The organism is Meiothermus sp. Pnk-1, assembly GCF_003226535.1.
In the GTDB taxonomy this organism is placed as follows: domain Bacteria; phylum Deinococcota; class Deinococci; order Deinococcales; family Thermaceae; genus Allomeiothermus.
In genome coordinates, this window is sequence record NZ_QKOB01000022.1 from 16,154 (window position 1) to 31,351 (window position 15,198).

15 protein-coding genes are annotated in these 15,198 nt (G+C 70.0%); 4 read left to right on the forward strand and 11 right to left on the reverse strand.

All coding sequences use genetic code 11. From position 1 onward, the window contains the following. Positions 1–61: 61 nt before the first annotated feature. The 7 genes from DNA98_RS16775 to DNA98_RS16805 form a co-directional block, all read right to left on the reverse strand. Positions 62–1,591 carry a subtype B tannase gene (locus DNA98_RS16775; protein ID WP_110532540.1) on the reverse strand — a complete coding sequence of 510 codons (1,530 nt, stop codon included), beginning with the start codon at positions 1,589–1,591 and terminating at the stop codon, positions 62–64. A 32-nt stretch (positions 1,592–1,623) separates the two neighbouring features. Next, the gene (locus DNA98_RS16780; protein ID WP_110532541.1) at positions 1,624–2,250 is read right to left on the reverse strand and encodes a PepSY-associated TM helix domain-containing protein; all 627 of its coding nucleotides are present in this window, start codon (positions 2,248–2,250) and stop codon (positions 1,624–1,626) included. Continuing rightward, entirely contained in the window at positions 2,234–2,779 is a 546-nt protein-coding gene (locus DNA98_RS16785) for a DUF2271 domain-containing protein (protein ID WP_110532542.1), read from the reverse strand. The genes DNA98_RS16780 and DNA98_RS16785 overlap by 17 nt, the downstream gene beginning before the upstream one ends. Further along, positions 2,776–3,690: an FAD:protein FMN transferase gene (locus DNA98_RS16790; protein WP_233493276.1), complete on the reverse strand. Its 915-nt coding sequence runs from the start codon at positions 3,688–3,690 to the stop codon at positions 2,776–2,778. Before DNA98_RS16790 ends, DNA98_RS16785 begins: the two co-directional genes overlap by 4 nt. 78 nt (positions 3,691–3,768) lie before the next feature. Continuing rightward, a complete protein-coding gene (locus DNA98_RS16795; protein ID WP_110532544.1) occupies positions 3,769–4,473 on the reverse strand; it encodes an intradiol ring-cleavage dioxygenase in 705 nt (234 codons plus the stop codon). Positions 4,474–4,494: 21 nt separating this feature from the next. Further along, on the reverse strand, positions 4,495–4,749 hold the full coding sequence (locus tag DNA98_RS16800; protein WP_110532545.1) for an SHOCT domain-containing protein: 255 nt from the start codon (positions 4,747–4,749) through the stop codon (positions 4,495–4,497). Between the two features lie 53 nt (positions 4,750–4,802). Further along, positions 4,803–5,258, reverse strand: coding sequence for a hypothetical protein (locus DNA98_RS16805; RefSeq protein WP_110532546.1), 456 nt, complete (start codon positions 5,256–5,258; stop codon positions 4,803–4,805). A gap of 150 nt (positions 5,259–5,408) precedes the next feature. Between DNA98_RS16805 and DNA98_RS16810 the strand changes: the two genes are divergently transcribed. The 3 genes from DNA98_RS16810 to DNA98_RS16820 all read left to right on the forward strand — a co-directional run bounded on the left by DNA98_RS16810 (position 5,409) and on the right by DNA98_RS16820 (position 9,911). Further along, positions 5,409–6,107 carry a response regulator transcription factor gene (locus DNA98_RS16810; protein ID WP_110532547.1) on the forward strand — a complete coding sequence of 233 codons (699 nt, stop codon included), beginning with the start codon at positions 5,409–5,411 and terminating at the stop codon, positions 6,105–6,107. Then, positions 6,104–7,399, forward strand: a complete 1,296-nt coding sequence (locus DNA98_RS16815; RefSeq protein ID WP_110532548.1) for an ATP-binding protein — start codon at positions 6,104–6,106, stop codon at positions 7,397–7,399. The genes DNA98_RS16810 and DNA98_RS16815 overlap by 4 nt, the downstream gene beginning before the upstream one ends. A 274-nt stretch (positions 7,400–7,673) precedes the next feature. After that, complete coding sequence (locus DNA98_RS16820) at positions 7,674–9,911, forward strand: diguanylate cyclase (RefSeq protein ID WP_110532549.1); 2,238 nt, start codon at positions 7,674–7,676, stop codon at positions 9,909–9,911. A gap of 61 nt (positions 9,912–9,972) precedes the next feature. Here DNA98_RS16820 and DNA98_RS16825 read toward each other — a convergent pair whose 3' ends face one another. The 4 genes from DNA98_RS16825 to DNA98_RS16840 form a co-directional block, all read right to left on the reverse strand. Beyond that, positions 9,973–13,887, reverse strand: a complete 3,915-nt coding sequence (locus DNA98_RS16825; protein WP_110532550.1) for a GAF domain-containing protein — start codon at positions 13,885–13,887, stop codon at positions 9,973–9,975. Positions 13,888–14,127: 240 nt separating this feature from the next. Continuing rightward, the gene (locus DNA98_RS16830; protein ID WP_110532551.1) at positions 14,128–14,310 is read right to left on the reverse strand and encodes a hypothetical protein; all 183 of its coding nucleotides are present in this window, start codon (positions 14,308–14,310) and stop codon (positions 14,128–14,130) included. Continuing rightward, complete coding sequence (locus DNA98_RS16835) at positions 14,307–14,525, reverse strand: CopG family transcriptional regulator (RefSeq protein WP_110532552.1); 219 nt, start codon at positions 14,523–14,525, stop codon at positions 14,307–14,309. The genes DNA98_RS16830 and DNA98_RS16835 overlap by 4 nt, the downstream gene beginning before the upstream one ends. Before the next feature lie 22 nt (positions 14,526–14,547). After that, entirely contained in the window at positions 14,548–14,769 is a 222-nt protein-coding gene (locus DNA98_RS16840; RefSeq protein ID WP_110532553.1) for a hypothetical protein, read from the reverse strand. Between the two features lie 128 nt (positions 14,770–14,897). Here DNA98_RS16840 and DNA98_RS16845 point away from each other — a divergent pair, with 128 nt between their 5' ends. Further along, positions 14,898–15,125: a hypothetical protein gene (locus tag DNA98_RS16845; RefSeq protein ID WP_110532554.1), complete on the forward strand. Its 228-nt coding sequence runs from the start codon at positions 14,898–14,900 to the stop codon at positions 15,123–15,125. Positions 15,126–15,198 lie beyond the last annotated feature (73 nt).

Genomic DNA, 15,198 nt, shown 5'->3' on the forward strand with positions numbered 1-15,198 from the left:
CGCGGACCGCCTGCCCTGGCGTGAGCCAGATTTTCCCGACAAGGCGGGGCCCGCCGATCCCCTAGCCTGCGGCGACGATTTGATCGATCCAGGCAAATAGCTCCTCCAGATCGTAATCTCCCCCATGCCCCACCCCCCAGGGCAAGAACAGATCCACTGCGTAACCTGCGTTTTGTAACCGGGTGGCCAGGATGATGGGAATGGCCAAAGAGGTGTGAGGATCGGCTGTGCCGTGGCGGATGCGCCAATGGCGGGCGGTTTGGGTGGCGGGAGAGCCGATGTAGCTCATGGGGTTCATCATCCGCACCACCTCGGCAGGGGCCAGACTGCCGCCGACCTTGCTGCGCTCCTGGCTAAAGCGAGTGAAGTGGCGCGCGTTGTCCCGGTTGCTGCCGAATAGTTCATTCTCGGCGTTCTCCAGGCTAAGCCCGTCGAAGGCCGGCGGCACCTTCATCCGCCCCAGCGCCCGCACGTAGGCGTCAAAATCCACCCCCACCACCCGACCGTTTTGCTGTTTCACCCAGTCGACCCGCGAAAGGTCCTGGCCGGCCTCGAGGGCCTTCTGGGCCGAGGCTTGTAGGAAGGCCGCTACATAGTCTTGGAAGCTCCCCGTGCCATCGGGATTCAGGCTCAGGGGTTTTCCGGAGGCATCCCGCAGGCCCAGGCGATTCACGTAGGCAGGGAAGAGGGCTTTGAGTTCCTGGGAGAGGGCGATTTGTTCGGGGCTGAGGCTGCCCGAAACCGGGGCGTGCGGCATTGGGAAGCTGGGGCCGGTCTGTGACGGGGGTGAGGGAAGCTGGTTCTGGTACTCGTTGACCCCGCTAAACTGCCACTCGTAGGCGGCGTCGGCATGTTCCAGGTTGGTGATGGGACAGTAAGCCGAAACGGCGAAGATGTCGTCGCGGGCTGGCGCGGCCCCCAGGGCCTTCAGGTAAGGTTCAAAATCGGGATTGTTGCCGCAGGCGCCCAACAGGGCCGACAGTGCGCCTCCAGCGCTGGTGCCGTTAGAGACGATCCGTTCGGGGTTTCCGGGTATCCGTCGGGCGTTGTGGCGCAGGTAGCGCACCGCCGCCTTGAGGTCCACGATGGCCGCAGGGGCCTTGCCGGTGTAGCTTCCGTCGCCGGCTTGGTTTGTGCGCCCTCGAGCCCCCGGTGAGGCCACCACGTAGCCCCGGGCAAGGGCCAGCAGGATGGCGTTGGGACCAGAGCCGCTAGATCCGGGGGCCGTTTGCAGCCCGGGTTGGCCTGGCTCCGCCGGCATGTACCCCCCCACCCGGTTGGGCAGGAAGATGGGAGCAGACTGGGCGTCATAGTTCCCGATGGACTTGCCCTCGAAGTAGGCCTCAGGGATGTAGAGGTTCATTTGCTGGTAGCGGGTGTCCACCGGCTTCTGCACATACACGATTCCCTCGTAGGCCCGGTACCGCACGCTCTGGTTGCCCACCTGGGCTGTGGCCGAGCGGTATTGCTCGGGGTCGAAGTCGAGGCTGTAGCCCGAGCCGGCCCTGGGCACACAGGCGCTTAGCAGGGGCGGAAAAGCCATGAGTCCTAGACCGGCCTTGAGCACTTTTCTGCGATCCACCTTCTCCATACTCACATCTCCTTTGTTTGAGAAAAGCGCTTTTACCCGGCGGCACGCTCCATTAGCCAGAGCACCACCGCCGCTCCTCCCAGCGCGGTGATCACGGCGGCCTTGCGGGTTTTGCGCAGGAACAGCGAGAGGACAAAGCCGGTGAGGGCCAAAAGCAGCAGGAAAACCCCGGAGAGGTCAACCACCCAGGACCAGGCCGCCCCGGCGTCGCGGCCCCGGTGCAGATCCCCCAGGACCGCCACCGGCCCCTGCTGTACCACCCGCAGCGAGTAGCTGCCGTCTTTCATCTGGATAAAGGCATCGGCGGCATAGCCGGGAGCCCGGAAGCTCAGCGAGGCTTGCTGGTCGTCGTTGCGGTGGTCGCTGACACTCCCTTTGAGCCCGTACCGAGCGCGCAGGGTTTCGGCGGTTTTGAGCCAGTCTACCTGGCCGCCGCTCTGCCATCCTGGGGGTAGGGTGCCGGTGTAGGCCTGCTCGGTTTGTGCGCCGCCAAAAGTCCACTCCGGGTGGTTGAGGAGGAGGCCGGTGGCGGCGAAAAACACCACCACCAGCAGGCTCACCATCGAGGCGTACAGGTGTACCAGCCGCGCCCAGGTGTACAGGCGCGCTTGCAGGGGGTGAGGGGCTTTGCGGACAGAGGGTTCAGCCTTGCTTACCATAGCTGAGGGCCACCCCCTTCAGCTCGCCTTCCCCGGGGTAGCTCCGGCTCAGCGCCGCCGAGCCCAGGGTGAGCTTTTCGCGGAACAGCTCGTATGGCCCGTGCTCGCGGGCCATCTCGATACAGACGTAGTAGTCGCCCTGTGCGACGAGGTTGCCCCGTTCGTCTTTGCCATCCCAGACCAGGGTGTAGCGCCCCGGCATGCGGGTGGGACCCGAGACGGCCTCGGGCGGTTGGCCGTTCTGGCTGGCCCAGCGCCGCAGCTCCTGCAGCCAGCGGGCGCCTTTGCCCGACTGCTCAAACCACACCGCCAGGGTGCGCAGGGGCAGGCCCTGGGCGTTCTCGATCCACACCGCTACGTAAGGCGGGCGGTAGCGGAAACCGCCGGGAGCCGCGATCTCAAAAGCGATATCCAGCTTCATCCCGGCGGGGAGCTTGGGGGCTTGGGCCAGGCTGCGCCCCGCCCAAAGGCTGAGGGCCAGCCCGGTGGCCCGGTAGATAAGGCTTCTGCGGCTGATGAGACGTTTCATGGGGTGACCTCCTCGTGTCGTTGGATGCACTGCTCGTCAAACAATGGGTTGCTGAAAACCCGGCCCTGTCGGTCCACCACCAAGCACCCCACCTTGCACCCCTCGGCCAGGGCCAAGCTCTCTTCCGGCTCGAGCACGCAAAAAGCCGTAGCCAGCACGTCGGCGGTGGCGGCGTCGGGGGCCAAGGCGGTGGCCTGGGCGATGCGGGTTGCGGGCCGGAGGCCGCGCGGGTCGAAGAGGTGCGGCCCGCGCTGGGTGTGCCCGCTGGTGGCGATCCCCTGGTTGCGGAGGGTGAGCCGGGCCAGGGGCGGGGCGTTGTCGGCGGGGGAGAAAGGATGGGCGATGGCTACCCGAAGGCTGCCCGTCCCGCAGTGGCGTAGGTCGCCGCCGAGGTTGACCCAAACCCCCTCCACCCCGGCGACCCGCAGGGCCCGCTCGCAGGCCAGGTCGGCGATGCGGCCCTTGGCCAGGGCGTTGAAGTTGAGCGGGAGCGGGGTGAGTTTGCGGGCTTGTTCGCCCTCGAGCGCCCACAGTGGGCCTCGGAGGCCAACGCGCAGGGCCTCAAGCTCCTCCTCGCTGGGGCTGTGATGCTGGTAGAGGGCCTGCACCGCCTCGGCGGCAGGGTGGAAGGCTCCCCGGGTGCGCTCCCGCCAGACCTCGGCCTCCCGCAGCAGCCGGGCCAGCTCGGGGGAGAGGCGGGCAGCACCGGCGCTTTGCCATCGGTTGAGCTCGCTATTCGGCAGGAAGCGGCTGAACAGGCCCTCGAGGCGGTCGATCTCCAGCAGGATCTGCGCCTCGGCCTGGCGGGCGGTGCGGGGGTGCCGGGCCCAGACCCCCAGCTCGAGGGTCGTCCCCAGCACCCGCTCGTAGCGGGCGGTATGGGGTCGGGGGGTAAGAAGCGGGGTGAACATGGCCATAACCTAGCGGCGCGAGGGGAGCTTTTAGTGAATGGCGGGTGTAGATGTTGTGAAGCCAGCCCGCTCGAGGGCTCACAGGTTCAGCCCGAGGGTGAAGGTCGCGGCGTAACCGGCCCCGTCCGGCTTGAGCTCGAGCAGCAGTTGATTGCCGCCGTTGCGGTAGATGCTGTCGTCGGCGTTGCGGGTGCGGGTGCCGGGCTTGGCGTAAGGGGGGTTGGCCAAGACGCGATCGCTCAGCGCGTCGTCGAAGAAGAGCTGGGAGGTGAAGTCGCGGTTCTGGTAGCGGATCTTGAAGTGGATGTGCACGGTGCGGCCCGGGTACCAGCCGGGGTAGATGGTGGTGAAGCGGGCGAGGCCCTGGGCGTCGGTGATCTGATAGCCGCGCAGCCACTTCTGTCCCCGGGTGTCGGCGAAGCGGTCCTGCACCCCGGAGTAGATCCCCTGGGCATCGCACTGCCAGATATCGACCATGGCCCCCGGAAGGGGACGGCATCCGCTGCTGGAGACCCGGGAGACCACAAAGCGCAGCCCCAGCGGTACCCCGGCCTTCACCACCCCGGTGGCGGGATCGGAGCGGATGTCCGAGCGGTTGAGCCGGGCGTCCACGAAGTAGGGGCCTTCGGTCAGGGCCGGGCGCACGATGCAGGCGGGCAAGGGATCGTTCTGGGCGCTGGCCTTCTGGCCGCCCAGCAGCCCGCCGAGGCCGCTCAGTCCCAAGGCGGCCAACACCTCGCGGCGGTTCAGGATGGTCCCGATGGGCTTATCGTCGTTTTCCATGCCGTCCTCCTTCGGTTTGGCTCAAGCGCCCAGGTTTCTCTTCAAGGCCTCAAACTCGGCCTGGTCGATCTCACCCTTGGCGTAGCGCTCACGGGCGATCTGCAGGGCCCGGTCGGAGGAGCTGCCGCTCGGATTGCGCAACAACCGAAAGATCAGTACCCCAACCAATGCCAGCAACCCCAAGAGCAGCAGGATCCAGAGCAGATCGTCTACCAGACCCCAACCGCCATAGCCGTGATCAAAGACGCCCCAACCGCGCTGATGTATCGGCCACATATATCCCTCCTGTAGGCGGGGTGGACCTGCGCGCAGGTCCACCCCTCGAGCCCTCAGCGTCCGCGGCCTCGAGGCCCTTCCCAACCATCGCGCAGGCCCAAGCGCAGCTGCACCGGCTGGGCCACCAGGGCCTTGGCCACCGCCGGGCTGCTGGCCTTGAGGTTGCTGGCCTCCTGGGCGGTGAGGCGCCCGGCCTGGACCGCCTGGTCGATGGCCTGGTTGCGGGCCGTCACCAGGGCAGCCTCCAGGGCTGCGGGGGTCTTGCCCAGCTCGCTGGCCACCTGACCCAGGGTCTTGCTGCCCCCTGAGAGCAGGGCCAGCTCGCCCGGGGTCACCCCCAGGAACTGGGCCGCCGCGAGGTACAGGTTGCCCAGGTGGCCCCACGGCGCCTTCATGCTGCGCTGCGCGGGTTGGGCGGGCGGGGTCTGGGGCGCCGGGTTCGGCTGGGCCAGGGCGCCGCTCAGGGCCAGGCTCGAGGTCAACAACAGGATCTTCGCTGCTTTGTTCACGGTTACCTCCTCTTCGGGAAGGCCCGTTTAGCCCTCCCTGAAGAGGAGTGTGGAAGGGGGCGGTTACCGAGGGGTTACGGGTCGCTGAGAGGGCTTCTCATCTTCGGGGTCCGTAACCCGCCGATAACCCCTAGAATGCAAGCTGAGGCCATGCGGCTACTGCTGGTGGAAGACGAACTCAACATCGCCCGCCCCCTGTTGCGGGCCCTGGAGGCCCAGGGGCACCGGGTGCAGCACGCCCCCGACCTGAGCCGGGCCCGGGAGCTCCTGGCCGAGGGCGAGCCCGACCTGATGATCCTGGACGTGCGCCTGCCGGAGTCGGAGGACGGGGGCTTCCTCCTGGCCAGGGAAGCCCGGGAGGCCGGCTACAAGGGGCCGATCCTCTTCATGACCGCCCGCGACGCCCTCGCCGACCGGGTCATGGGGCTGGACGAGGGGGGCGACGACTACGTGGTCAAGCCTTTCGAGCTGCCCGAGCTCCTGGCCCGGGTGCGGGCCCTGCTGCGCCGGGTGAGCGAGGTCAAGACCAGCCGGATCCGGCTGGGCCCGCTGGAACTCGACCTCGCCACCCGTGCGGTGCGCTGGGCGGGGCAGGCGGTCGAGCTCAGCAGCCGGGAGTATGCCCTTTTGGAGCGCCTGGCGCTCCACCCGGGCCGGGTCTACAGCCCCGAGGAGCTCGCCGACCTGATCTGGGGCGGGGAGGCCAGCAGCGCGGGGGTGGTCAAGGTGTGCGTGCACCACCTGCGCAGCAAACTCGGCCCGGAGGTGATCCGCACCGTGCCGGGTGGGTACCGGCTGGGGTGGACCGAAGGGGCCCCCGCCTCCACGGGGGCAGGGGATGAGCGGTGACCCTCCGGCTGCGGCTGGCCCTGTTCATCGCCCTGGCCATCGCCCTGGCGCTGCTGGCCCAGGGGGTTCTGGGCTACCTGAGCTTCCAGAGCTCGCTGTACGCCACCCTCGACCGGGACCTCGAGGCCTACGCCCAGTTCGTGCTGGAGGAGCTGCACTGGGGACAGTGGGGCTTCCGGGGGCGCCCCCGCCCGGCCCGCCTGCCCGAGGGCTACGTGGCCGGGGCCCGGCTGGTCCAGGACGAGGGCGTGCTGCGCGAATGGGGGAGCTTCCCCGATGAACTCTCCCTGCCCCGCCCGGACTCCCCCGCGGAGATCCGCACGGTGGGGCTGTGGCGGGTGGGGACCCTCGAGCTGGGCGGGGGCTACACCCTGCAGGTGGCCCTGCAATCCCAGCAGGTGCTGCGCAGCCTGCAGAACTACCGCGACACCGTGCTCTATAGCGCCTTGCTGGTGGTGGTGCTCGGGGCCGGGGCGGCCTGGTTGCTGGCCGGGCCGGCCCTCAGGCCCCTGCGCCACCTGCTCGCGGCCACCGCCCGCGTGGCCGGCTCGGGCGACCTCAGCCAGCGGGTCCCCCCGGGGGGAAGCGGCGAGCTGGGTCAGCTCAGCCAGACCTTCAACCGCATGATGGAGCGGCTGCAGGCCTTCCTCCAGCGCGAGATCCAGTTCACCCGGCACGCCTCGCACGAGCTGCGCACCCCCCTCACGGCGATCAAGCTCCAGCTCGGCGCCTACCGCCAGGGCTACGCCGGCCTGGAGGAGACCCTGCAGGTGGTGGAGGAGGAGGCCGAGCGCATGATCCGGCTCAGCGAGGCCCTGCTGACCCTGGCCCGCGAAGGCCGCGCCCAGCGGGTGAGCCTGGACCTGGCGGCCCTGGCCCGCGAGGCCGCCGCCGGAGCCGGGGTGCCCTACATGGGGCCGGAGCGCCTGGAGCTTTGGGGCGATCCGCTGCTGCTCCGCCAGGCCCTGCTCAACCTGCTCGACAACGCCCGCAAGCACGCGGGGGGCTCGGGGGTTCGGCTCGCGCTGGAGCGCCGGGGAGGGTTTGCCGTGCTCGAGGTCAGCGACACCGGGCCGGGGATGCCCCCGGAGGCCCTGCGCCAGGCGGCCGAGCCCTTTTACCGCGCCCCGGGAACCCGTGCGCCGGGGGTGGGCCTGGGCCTGAGCGTGGTGGCCCAGGTCGCCCAGGCCCACGGGGGGCGGCTCGAGCTGGAGGCCAACACCCCCAGGGGCCTGGTGGCCCGGCTGTGGCTCTTGCCCGGACCCCCCTCGGCGGCGGGCGGCGGCGCGTAACCCTGCCGGCTCCGACGCGTCCACCGGTGCAAATGACCCCTCGGCTCCCTGGGTCAATGCTATCTTGTTGATAGAGGCGGGGGGTATCAGGGCGGTAGTAAACCACGCTGCGGCGCGACGGGAAGCTGGAGGCTTTCCAAGGGAGGGTGATGCAGAATCCGGGCCGATTCACCCAGTTTAGGCGCGAAGCGCCGGGCGGTCGTCCCGATTCCCGCGAGGCCCGCGTCTTTCGGGGCGGCTCTTTCGCCAAGCCCTTCAAAGGGGTGGGGGGCCCTTGAAGCCGGATACCCTGCTCTACCTGGTCATCGCCAGCGGCTCTTTTGTGCTGGGGGTCCTGGGGAGGTTTGGGGGTCAGGCCCCCGCCCATGACCTTCCCTGGTTCATGGTTTTTACCGCCACCCTCGCCAGCATATACGGCTTTTTCTGGGGATTCCTGGCCGCGGGGGTATCGGCTTTGCTGCTTGGCCCCAGCGGCCCGGAGGGGCTATTCCTGCTCCTTTCTGCCGGGCTTGCCCACGGCATCGGGAAAAGCCTGCGCCAGGCCCATCGCCGGGCCCGGGCCCTGGCCAAAAGCCACCGCTTCATCGCAGAAGCCCTGCAGGCCCTGACCCAGGTAGAACACCGCCAGGATCTGCTGAAAAGCCTCCCCGAACGCCTGGCCAGCCTGGGAGAGGGGGGGCATATCGGGGTGTGGGTGCCTCAAGGGGAAGGCCTCCGCTGCCTCAGCAGCGTCCCCCCCCTGGGCCTTCAGGAAATCCCGGCGCGGGGGGTGGTGGGCCGCGCCCTGCGGGAGGGGAAGCCCCAGCACGTGCCCGATGTGCGCCAGGAACCCGACCACATCGCCGCCCCGGGCTTTTCCACCCTGGCCGAGCTGGCGTTGCCCCTGTTTGAGCGGGGGGAGGGGGTGGCGGTGCTCAACCTCGAGCGCAGCCGACCCTTCCTGAACGAAGAGGTGGAGGGCCTGACCCGCTTTGCCGAGACGGTGAGCCTCCAGCTCGACCGCCTGGCCGACCTGGAGGTGCGCCGGTTGCTCACGGAGCTGGCCACCGGATTGCAGGGGGTTCACACCTTGCACCAAGCGGCCGAGATGGCCCTCGCGCTGCTGCTGAAAGAGCTCGAGCTGGAAGCCGGGGTAATCTGGAGGGTGCAGGGCGCGCGGATGGAGACCCTGGCCCATCTGGGCATAAGCGATCCGGGGCTTTTGCGGCTCCTGCGCGAGGGGCTGCCCTACGGCCAGGGCCTGGCCTGGGAGGTCTACCGCACGGGAGAACCCCACTACACCCAGGCCTACCCGGAGCACTCCCAGGGGGTGGCGACCCTGCAAGCCTTGGACTGGCGTACCCTCGTGGCCCACCCGGTTCCTACCTCGGGCTCCGGGCCGAGCCGATTCGTCCTGGTGGTAGGGGAAAGGGCCCAAAGGCCTTGGCGCAGGGCGGAGCGGGAGCTGCTATCTCTTTTCTGCCGCACCCTGGGGGTAGGCTTCGAGCGCCTGGTGGAAAGGGCCCGCCACGAAGGCCTGAACCGGCTGACGCAGGAACTCCTGGACAAGCCCTCCGACGAGCCTTACCAAAGGGTACTGCAGGAGGCCATCCGGCAGGTGCCGGGCAGCGAAGCGGGAAGCCTGCTGGTGCTGGAGGGAGGGGAATACCGGTTCAAAGCGGCGGTAGGCTATGACCTAAAGGGGTTGCAGACCCTGACCCTCAGCCCGCAAGCAGCCCTCCTATGGTACGGGCTGGGGGAGGAGCAGGCGCATAGGGGGGAGCCCCGCCTCATAACCACCGAGGGTGTGGCCATCTCCGAGGTGAGCCACCAGACCGCTCCTCCCGAGGTCATCGACACCGCAGGTCGGGTGCGGGAGATCCAGGCCAACCTCTGCCTGCCCATGGCGTATCGGGGGGAGGTGCTGGCCTATCTGAACCTGGACAACCTGCACGACCCTCGAGCCCTGGGCGAGGATAGCCTGCGGGCTGCCCGCTTCTTCGCCGCTCCCCTGGCCACCCTGCTCCACGAGCAGCGCACCCACCGCCTGCTCGAGAAGGCCGCCCTCACCGATGCCCTCACCGGGCTGCCCAACCGCCGGGCGTTCGACCGCGCCCTCCCGGAGGAGCTGGAGAGGGCGGCCCGCTATGCTTACCCCCTTTCCCTGGCGGTGCTCGACCTGAAGGGCTTCAAGGCCATCAACGACCGCTTAGGCCACGCTACCGGGGACCAGGCCCTGACCCTGGTGGCCCGAGCCCTCGAGCGGGAGCGGCGCAGCGGGGACTATCTGTTCCGCTGGGGCGGGGATGAGTTCGCCGCCATCTTCTCCTACACCTCCAAGGAGGAGGCCCTGGTGGTCGCCCTGCGTTACGCCCAGGCTATCGGGGGTATTCGCTTCGGGGAATTGTGTTTAGGGGTGAGCATCGGCCTGGCGGCCTACCCGGAGGACGGCACCACCCCCGACGCGCTGCTCGTCGCCGCGGACACCCGGATGTACCAGGCCAAGGCCTCGGGGAGCGTCGTGAGCCTCTGAGGAAAAGCCCGCCGGAGGGTGTGGCGCCCCCTGGCGGAGCGCTCGCGGCAGCCCCGCGGGCTCACCCCCGGCGCAGCTGCCGAACAAAGACTCGGGTCAGCTCTGGGTCGAACTGCTGCCCGGCTTGCCGCCCGAGCTCGGCCAGGGCTTCCTCGTGGCTCCAGGCCCGCTTGTAGGGCCGCTCCGAGGTGAGGGCGTCGTAGACGTCGGCCAGGGCGAAGATGCGGGCCAGCAGGGGGATGGCCTCGCCCGCCAGCCCGTCGGGGTAGCCGGTGCCGTCCCAGCGCTCGTGGTGGTGGCGGATGACCTCCAGCGTGGCCGGGGGCAGGAAGCCCAGCCGCCGGGCCATCTCCTCGCCCAGGGCGACGTGGGTCTTCATCTGCGCCCACTCCTCGGGGGTGAGCTTGCCGGGCTTCTTGAGGATGGCGTCGGGGATGGCCAGCTTGCCCAGGTCGTGCAGGTAGGCCCCCAGGCGCAGGTGGGTGAGGTCGGGTTCGCCCAAACCCAGCGCCTTGGCCAGCCCCAAGGCCAGGGCGGTCACCCGCTCGGTGTGCCCGGCGGTCTCGAGGTCGCGGTACTCCAGCGCCACCCCCAACCCTTTGAGGGCCTCCTCCCGCGTCCGGTGGAGCTCCTTGAGGGTTTGGGCCTTTTCCAGCGCGCGCTCCAGGCGGCGGGCGACGAACTCCAGCAGGGAGAGGGGATTTTCGCGGTAGGCCTCCCGGAAGTCCAGCAGGCTCAATACCCCCACCGTTCGGCCAGAAACCCTGACCGGCATGTAGGCGGCGCTCTTCAGCCCCAAGGCTGCCCGCTCGGGCAGGGCCTGGGGGTGGTCCGGGTAGAAGGGGGTGTAGAGGGCCTCCCCCGTAAGCAGGGCCTGGCCCATCAGCCCCCGGCCTGGGGGGTAGCGCTCCTGGCGGGCCCGCTCGAGCCAGGCCTCGGGGGGTTCTCCGGCCACCGTCAAAAGCCGCAGGCCCTCGGGGGTGGCCTCGCTGAAGCAGGCCACCTGGAAGCCGCCGATCTGCCACAGCGCCTCCAGGGCCTCTTCCAGGATGGCCTTGGGATCGTCCAGCGCCTCCAGCCGGGCCGAGAGCTCGGCCAGAGCCTGAAAGCGCTCGGCTTCCTGTTGGGCCTGGCGCAAGGCCTCGAGGCGGGCGATGGCCGCCCCGGCGGCCTCGGCCAGGGCCAGCAGGAAGTGGCGGTCCTCGGGGAAGAGTTCGCCGCCGTGCTCGGCGGTGTCGGCGGAGAGCACCCCCAGTGTCCGCCCCTCGGCGTCGCGCAGCGGCACCCCCAGGTAGGCCGCCCGGTTGCGCCGCCCGGAGAGGAAGAGGGCCTCGGGAGCCTGTGAGGCGTCCTCCAGGTACAGCGGCTCGCCCCCTTCCAGCACCCGCCAGGCCAGCCCCACCCCCCGCGCCATCCGCCGCCCCCGGGCGGCCTCGGCCGCGTAGCCCGCCGCGGCCACCATCTCCAGGAAATCCCCCTCCTGGCGATACAGCGAGAGGAGGGCGGTGGTAGCGCGGGTTTTCTGTAGGGCCGCCTGCACCGCGACCTCGAAGACTTCCTGGGCGGTGTGGGCCGGGCGCAGCAGGCTGTGGGCCTGGGCGGTGGCCTCGAGCCGGGCCTGGTTCTCCTGCTGGGCCAGCTCCAGCGCGGCCCGCTGGGCATAGGCCAGCAGGATCTCGCGTCGCAAGGCTTCCTCCCCCTCGGGCAGGGGGGCGTCGTGCATGGCCACCAAAATGCCCACCACCCGCCCCCCCTCCCCCCGCAGGGGAACGCCCAGGTAGGCCTCGGCCCCCATCTCGGCGGCCAAACGGTCTTCCGGGAACGAGGTGGTGACTCCCTGGCGGTACTCGCAGAAACGCCCGGCGAAGACGCCGGCGCAGGGGGTGCCCCGGAGGTCGTACTCGAAGGGCTCGCCGCCGTAGACCGCCACCGCCAGGGCCCGCTCGGGCGTGAGCAACCGGTCGAGGAAGGCCCAGCGTACCCCCAGGCTCTCCCCCAGAGCCCGCACCAGGGCCTCGAGGTCGCCGGGGGGCACCTGGGTCAGGCGCTCCAGGGCGGCCCGTACCCGGTGCTCGACCCTCCCAAGGCGGTGGCGCTCGAGGGCCCCCGCCAGCATCCCAGAAAGGCGCTCGGCCAGGGCCACCTCGTAGGGGGCGAAGGCCTTGCCCCGGCCCCCGGGCTCGGCATAGGCCACCCCGAAGCGGCCCACCGGGGCCACGAGGAGGCTTTGCACCCCGTAGGTCTGGGCACCGGCCGACTCGATGGGGCCCAGCGGGAGGGGCGGCTTCGCGATCTCCTCCACCGCCAGGGCCCGTTGATGGGCCTGGACCCAGCCGGCCAGGCCCTCGTTTTCGGGATCGAAGCGGGCTTGGCGGAAGGGCTCGATCTCCTCCCCCAATCCGCTCGTGCCCAGCAGCCGCCAGGGCCGCCCCCCCTCGGGGTGGGCCCAGACCGCGGCCCGCCCCCCGCCGACCTGGGCCAGCAGCCGGGCGAAGCCCTGGGCCAGGGCCTCGGGGTCGTCTTCCTGGGCGGCCAGCAGGGCCCCCTGGAGCAGCAAGCGGGCTTCCAGGGCGTGCTGGGCGCGCTCGAGGGCGGTGGCCCCGGCCTGGGCCAGGACCTCGGCCAGCCGGGCCTCCTGGGGGGTGAAGGGGGGCGCGCTCCGGCCCAAGATCAAGACCCCCAGGGCCTCCCCGTACGGGCCCGGCAGGCGGACGGCGACCCCACTCCCGCCGGGCCGGGGGGGTTCCTCCGAGGCGTCGGCTACCACCTGGGTTCCCTCCCGCAGGGCCGCCCAGGAGACCCCCTGGTCCTGGGGTACCCGCTGGCCCACCGCCCCCGCCAGGGGCCCGCTGGCGGCAGCGATGCGCAGGACGCCGCCCTCGAGGGAGCACACCTCGGCCCATTCGGCCTCGATCAGCTCCGGGGCCAGCGCCACCAGCCGCCGGGCTACCTCCTCGTGGCTCTCCAGGTCCCCCAGGGTCTGGAGGGCCCGCAGGAGCACCTCCTGCTCCCGGGCTCGCTGCTCCAGGGCCTCCTGGTCCTGCTCGCGCAGCAGGGCCAAGGAGAGCTGGGCGGCGAAGGCCTGGGTCAGGGGAAGGGCCTCCTCGAGGTTATTCAGGCCGTAAAGCCCCAGGAAGCCCAGCGTAGAGCCATCCGGCTTGAGGGGCAGCACCAGGGCGTTGCCCAGCGGGGCCAGCGCCAGCAGCCAGGGCGGCACCCCCTGGCCGGGGATTTCCCTCAGCACCACCGGTTCGCCCGTACGCCAAGCCTGGGCGTGGGGGCCCTCCTCCAGCGCCGCGCTCTGGCCTAAAAAGGGCTCTACCTCTGGCCCCGCCGCCGCTACCAGGCGGCGCTGGTCCCCCTCGACCAAGGAGACCGTGGCGGCCCGCGCCCCCAGGAGCTCCCGGGCCGCCTCCGCCCCGATCTGGGCCACCTCCGCCAGGCGCCGGCCCTCCAGCATGGCCCGGTCCAGGCGGTGCAGGGCCTCCAGCAGCCGCTGCCGGCGGACCAGCTCGGCCTCGGCGCGGGCACGCTCGAGGATCAGGCCGAAGAGGGGCAAGACCTCCTCCAGGGCTGCTGCTGCAGGAGCGGGTGGCTTGGCGAACAGCAACGCCAGCGTGCCCAAAAGCCCCTCCTGCCCGCGCAGGGGGGCCAGCATCAGCCCCCGGTAACCGAGTTCGGCCCAGTGCCGGCTGGCCGGGCCGGTGGCCTCCTCGGGCAGCCGGTAGGTCAGCACCCGCCCGATGCTCAGCGCCTCGGCCTCCCAAGGGGTGAGCCGGGCCTCCGCCGGCGGCTCGACCCCTACGGCGGCCCGCAGGGACAGCCCGTTCTCCCTAAGCCGCAGCCAGGCCCCTTGGGCCCCCAGGGCCTCGGTCAAGGCCCTCAAGCCCTTCTGGGCCAGGGATTCGGGGTCACCTCCTGAGGCCAGGGCGCGGCTCAGGCCGCTGAGAATTCGCTCCAGGGTGTGCGGACCCATTCCGCCCTCATGACAACTATAGCTGACCTTCTGCGGCTACAAGACAAAATATAACCCTCCGACCCGGCGTGCGGCGAGCCCTGGAAAGGGCGGGCTTATGCCGTACGACGGCGCGTAGCGCCCAGCGTGAGGTATGCACTCCTGGCTCTGCCCTCGGGCGGGGTGCTGGCCTCGTTGGGGCCGAACGCCGAGCCCCGGACGTGGCCAGACCCGAGGATAAGGTCGGGGCAAGAAGCCCCCTCAGCCCGCCCAGAACGGCAGCTCCCCGAACACCCCCAGGTCGCGGTAGTTCAGCGTCCACACCGGAGCTCTGGCCCCAAAGGCTCGCTTTAGCGACCGCCACGCCGCATGATCGGGGTCGGCGGCGTGGAAGAGCGCGCACCTCAGCCCCGCGTCCAGCACCAGCCTCTGCGGGATCGTCACTCCTGGCGGTACAGGCGGTCCTCAGCTCCCTCCCCGGCGTTTACCGAGGCCTTCTCGACGACCCCAGCCAGCTCCAGCAGGGCCGCCGGGTTGCGGCGAAGGCAGGCCTCCAGCGCCTCCTGCACCAGGGCCGAGAGGTTGGTCTCCGGGTGCTCCTTCAGGTAAGCCTCCACCACCCGGGCGAGGTCGTCGGGCAGGTAGATGGTGCTTCGCATGGGGCTATCATGCCATGTAACACTACTCCACCTTCAACCACCGGCTCCGGTCATAGCGCTGGAGGGTCTGGTACAGCGTGCGCATCTCCTCCAGCGCTCCCTCCCTCTCGAGCTTCCCCATCCGCCGATCGACCTTGTGGGCCGCCTTTTTGAGGAAGCGAACGGTGGAGGGGTGGAGCGAGATGTACTTCCGCTCGCCGAGAGAGATCGCCAGCCGACGCCGTGTCTCGATTTCGCGGGTCATCCTGACCTCCTTGCCTGCCCGCACGGGGCCGCAAGGCCCCCTGGTTCTTGCCCCCTTGCTGCTCTTCCTATCTCGCCCAGGGGGGCAAGAAATCCCCACCCCCACGCATATTCTGCTACTATCAGATCATGAAGCCCCATATCCGCTACCGGGATAACGGCTTCCGGCTCTACCCGCCCCCCGGCCTGCGGGGCGAGGCTGCCACCGCCTTCCTGCGCTTCAGCCAGGACTACTTCCGGGCGCTGGCGAAGCGCTACGGGGAAGAGCCCCGTTTTCGGTTAGACCGGAGCTGCCTCGAGGTAGACCTCTCCCGAGCCCCCAGGACGCTCCGGGCGGTCCGCTGCCTGGCCCGTTGACCCACTAGACCCTCGCCTGCTGCGCTAGGCAAAAAAGGTTTCAATCCTCTACGAGGCTAACGAACTTTGCAAC

Bases quoted from the DNA above. Each gene is read 5' to 3' on its own strand.
- DNA98_RS16785 (WP_110532542.1), bottom strand. From the start codon at position 2,779: ATGAAACGTCTCATCAGCCGCAGAAGCCTTATCTACCGGGCCACCGGG.
- DNA98_RS16810 (WP_110532547.1), top strand. From the start codon at position 5,409: ATGCGGCTACTGCTGGTGGAAGACGAACTCAACATCGCCCGCCCCCTG.
- DNA98_RS16800 (WP_110532545.1), bottom strand. From the start codon at position 4,749: ATGTGGCCGATACATCAGCGCGGTTGGGGCGTCTTTGATCACGGCTAT.
- DNA98_RS16825 (WP_110532550.1), bottom strand. From the start codon at position 13,887: ATGGGTCCGCACACCCTGGAGCGAATTCTCAGCGGCCTGAGCCGCGCC.
- DNA98_RS16845 (WP_110532554.1), top strand. From the start codon at position 14,898: ATGAAGCCCCATATCCGCTACCGGGATAACGGCTTCCGGCTCTACCCG.
- DNA98_RS16790 (WP_233493276.1), bottom strand. From the start codon at position 3,690: ATGTTCACCCCGCTTCTTACCCCCCGACCCCATACCGCCCGCTACGAG.
- DNA98_RS16780 (WP_110532541.1), bottom strand. From the start codon at position 2,250: ATGGTAAGCAAGGCTGAACCCTCTGTCCGCAAAGCCCCTCACCCCCTG.
- DNA98_RS16795 (WP_110532544.1), bottom strand. From the start codon at position 4,473: ATGGAAAACGACGATAAGCCCATCGGGACCATCCTGAACCGCCGCGAG.
- DNA98_RS16775 (WP_110532540.1), bottom strand. From the start codon at position 1,591: ATGGAGAAGGTGGATCGCAGAAAAGTGCTCAAGGCCGGTCTAGGACTC.
- DNA98_RS16840 (WP_110532553.1), bottom strand. From the start codon at position 14,769: ATGACCCGCGAAATCGAGACACGGCGTCGGCTGGCGATCTCTCTCGGC.
- DNA98_RS16835 (WP_110532552.1), bottom strand. From the start codon at position 14,525: ATGCGAAGCACCATCTACCTGCCCGACGACCTCGCCCGGGTGGTGGAG.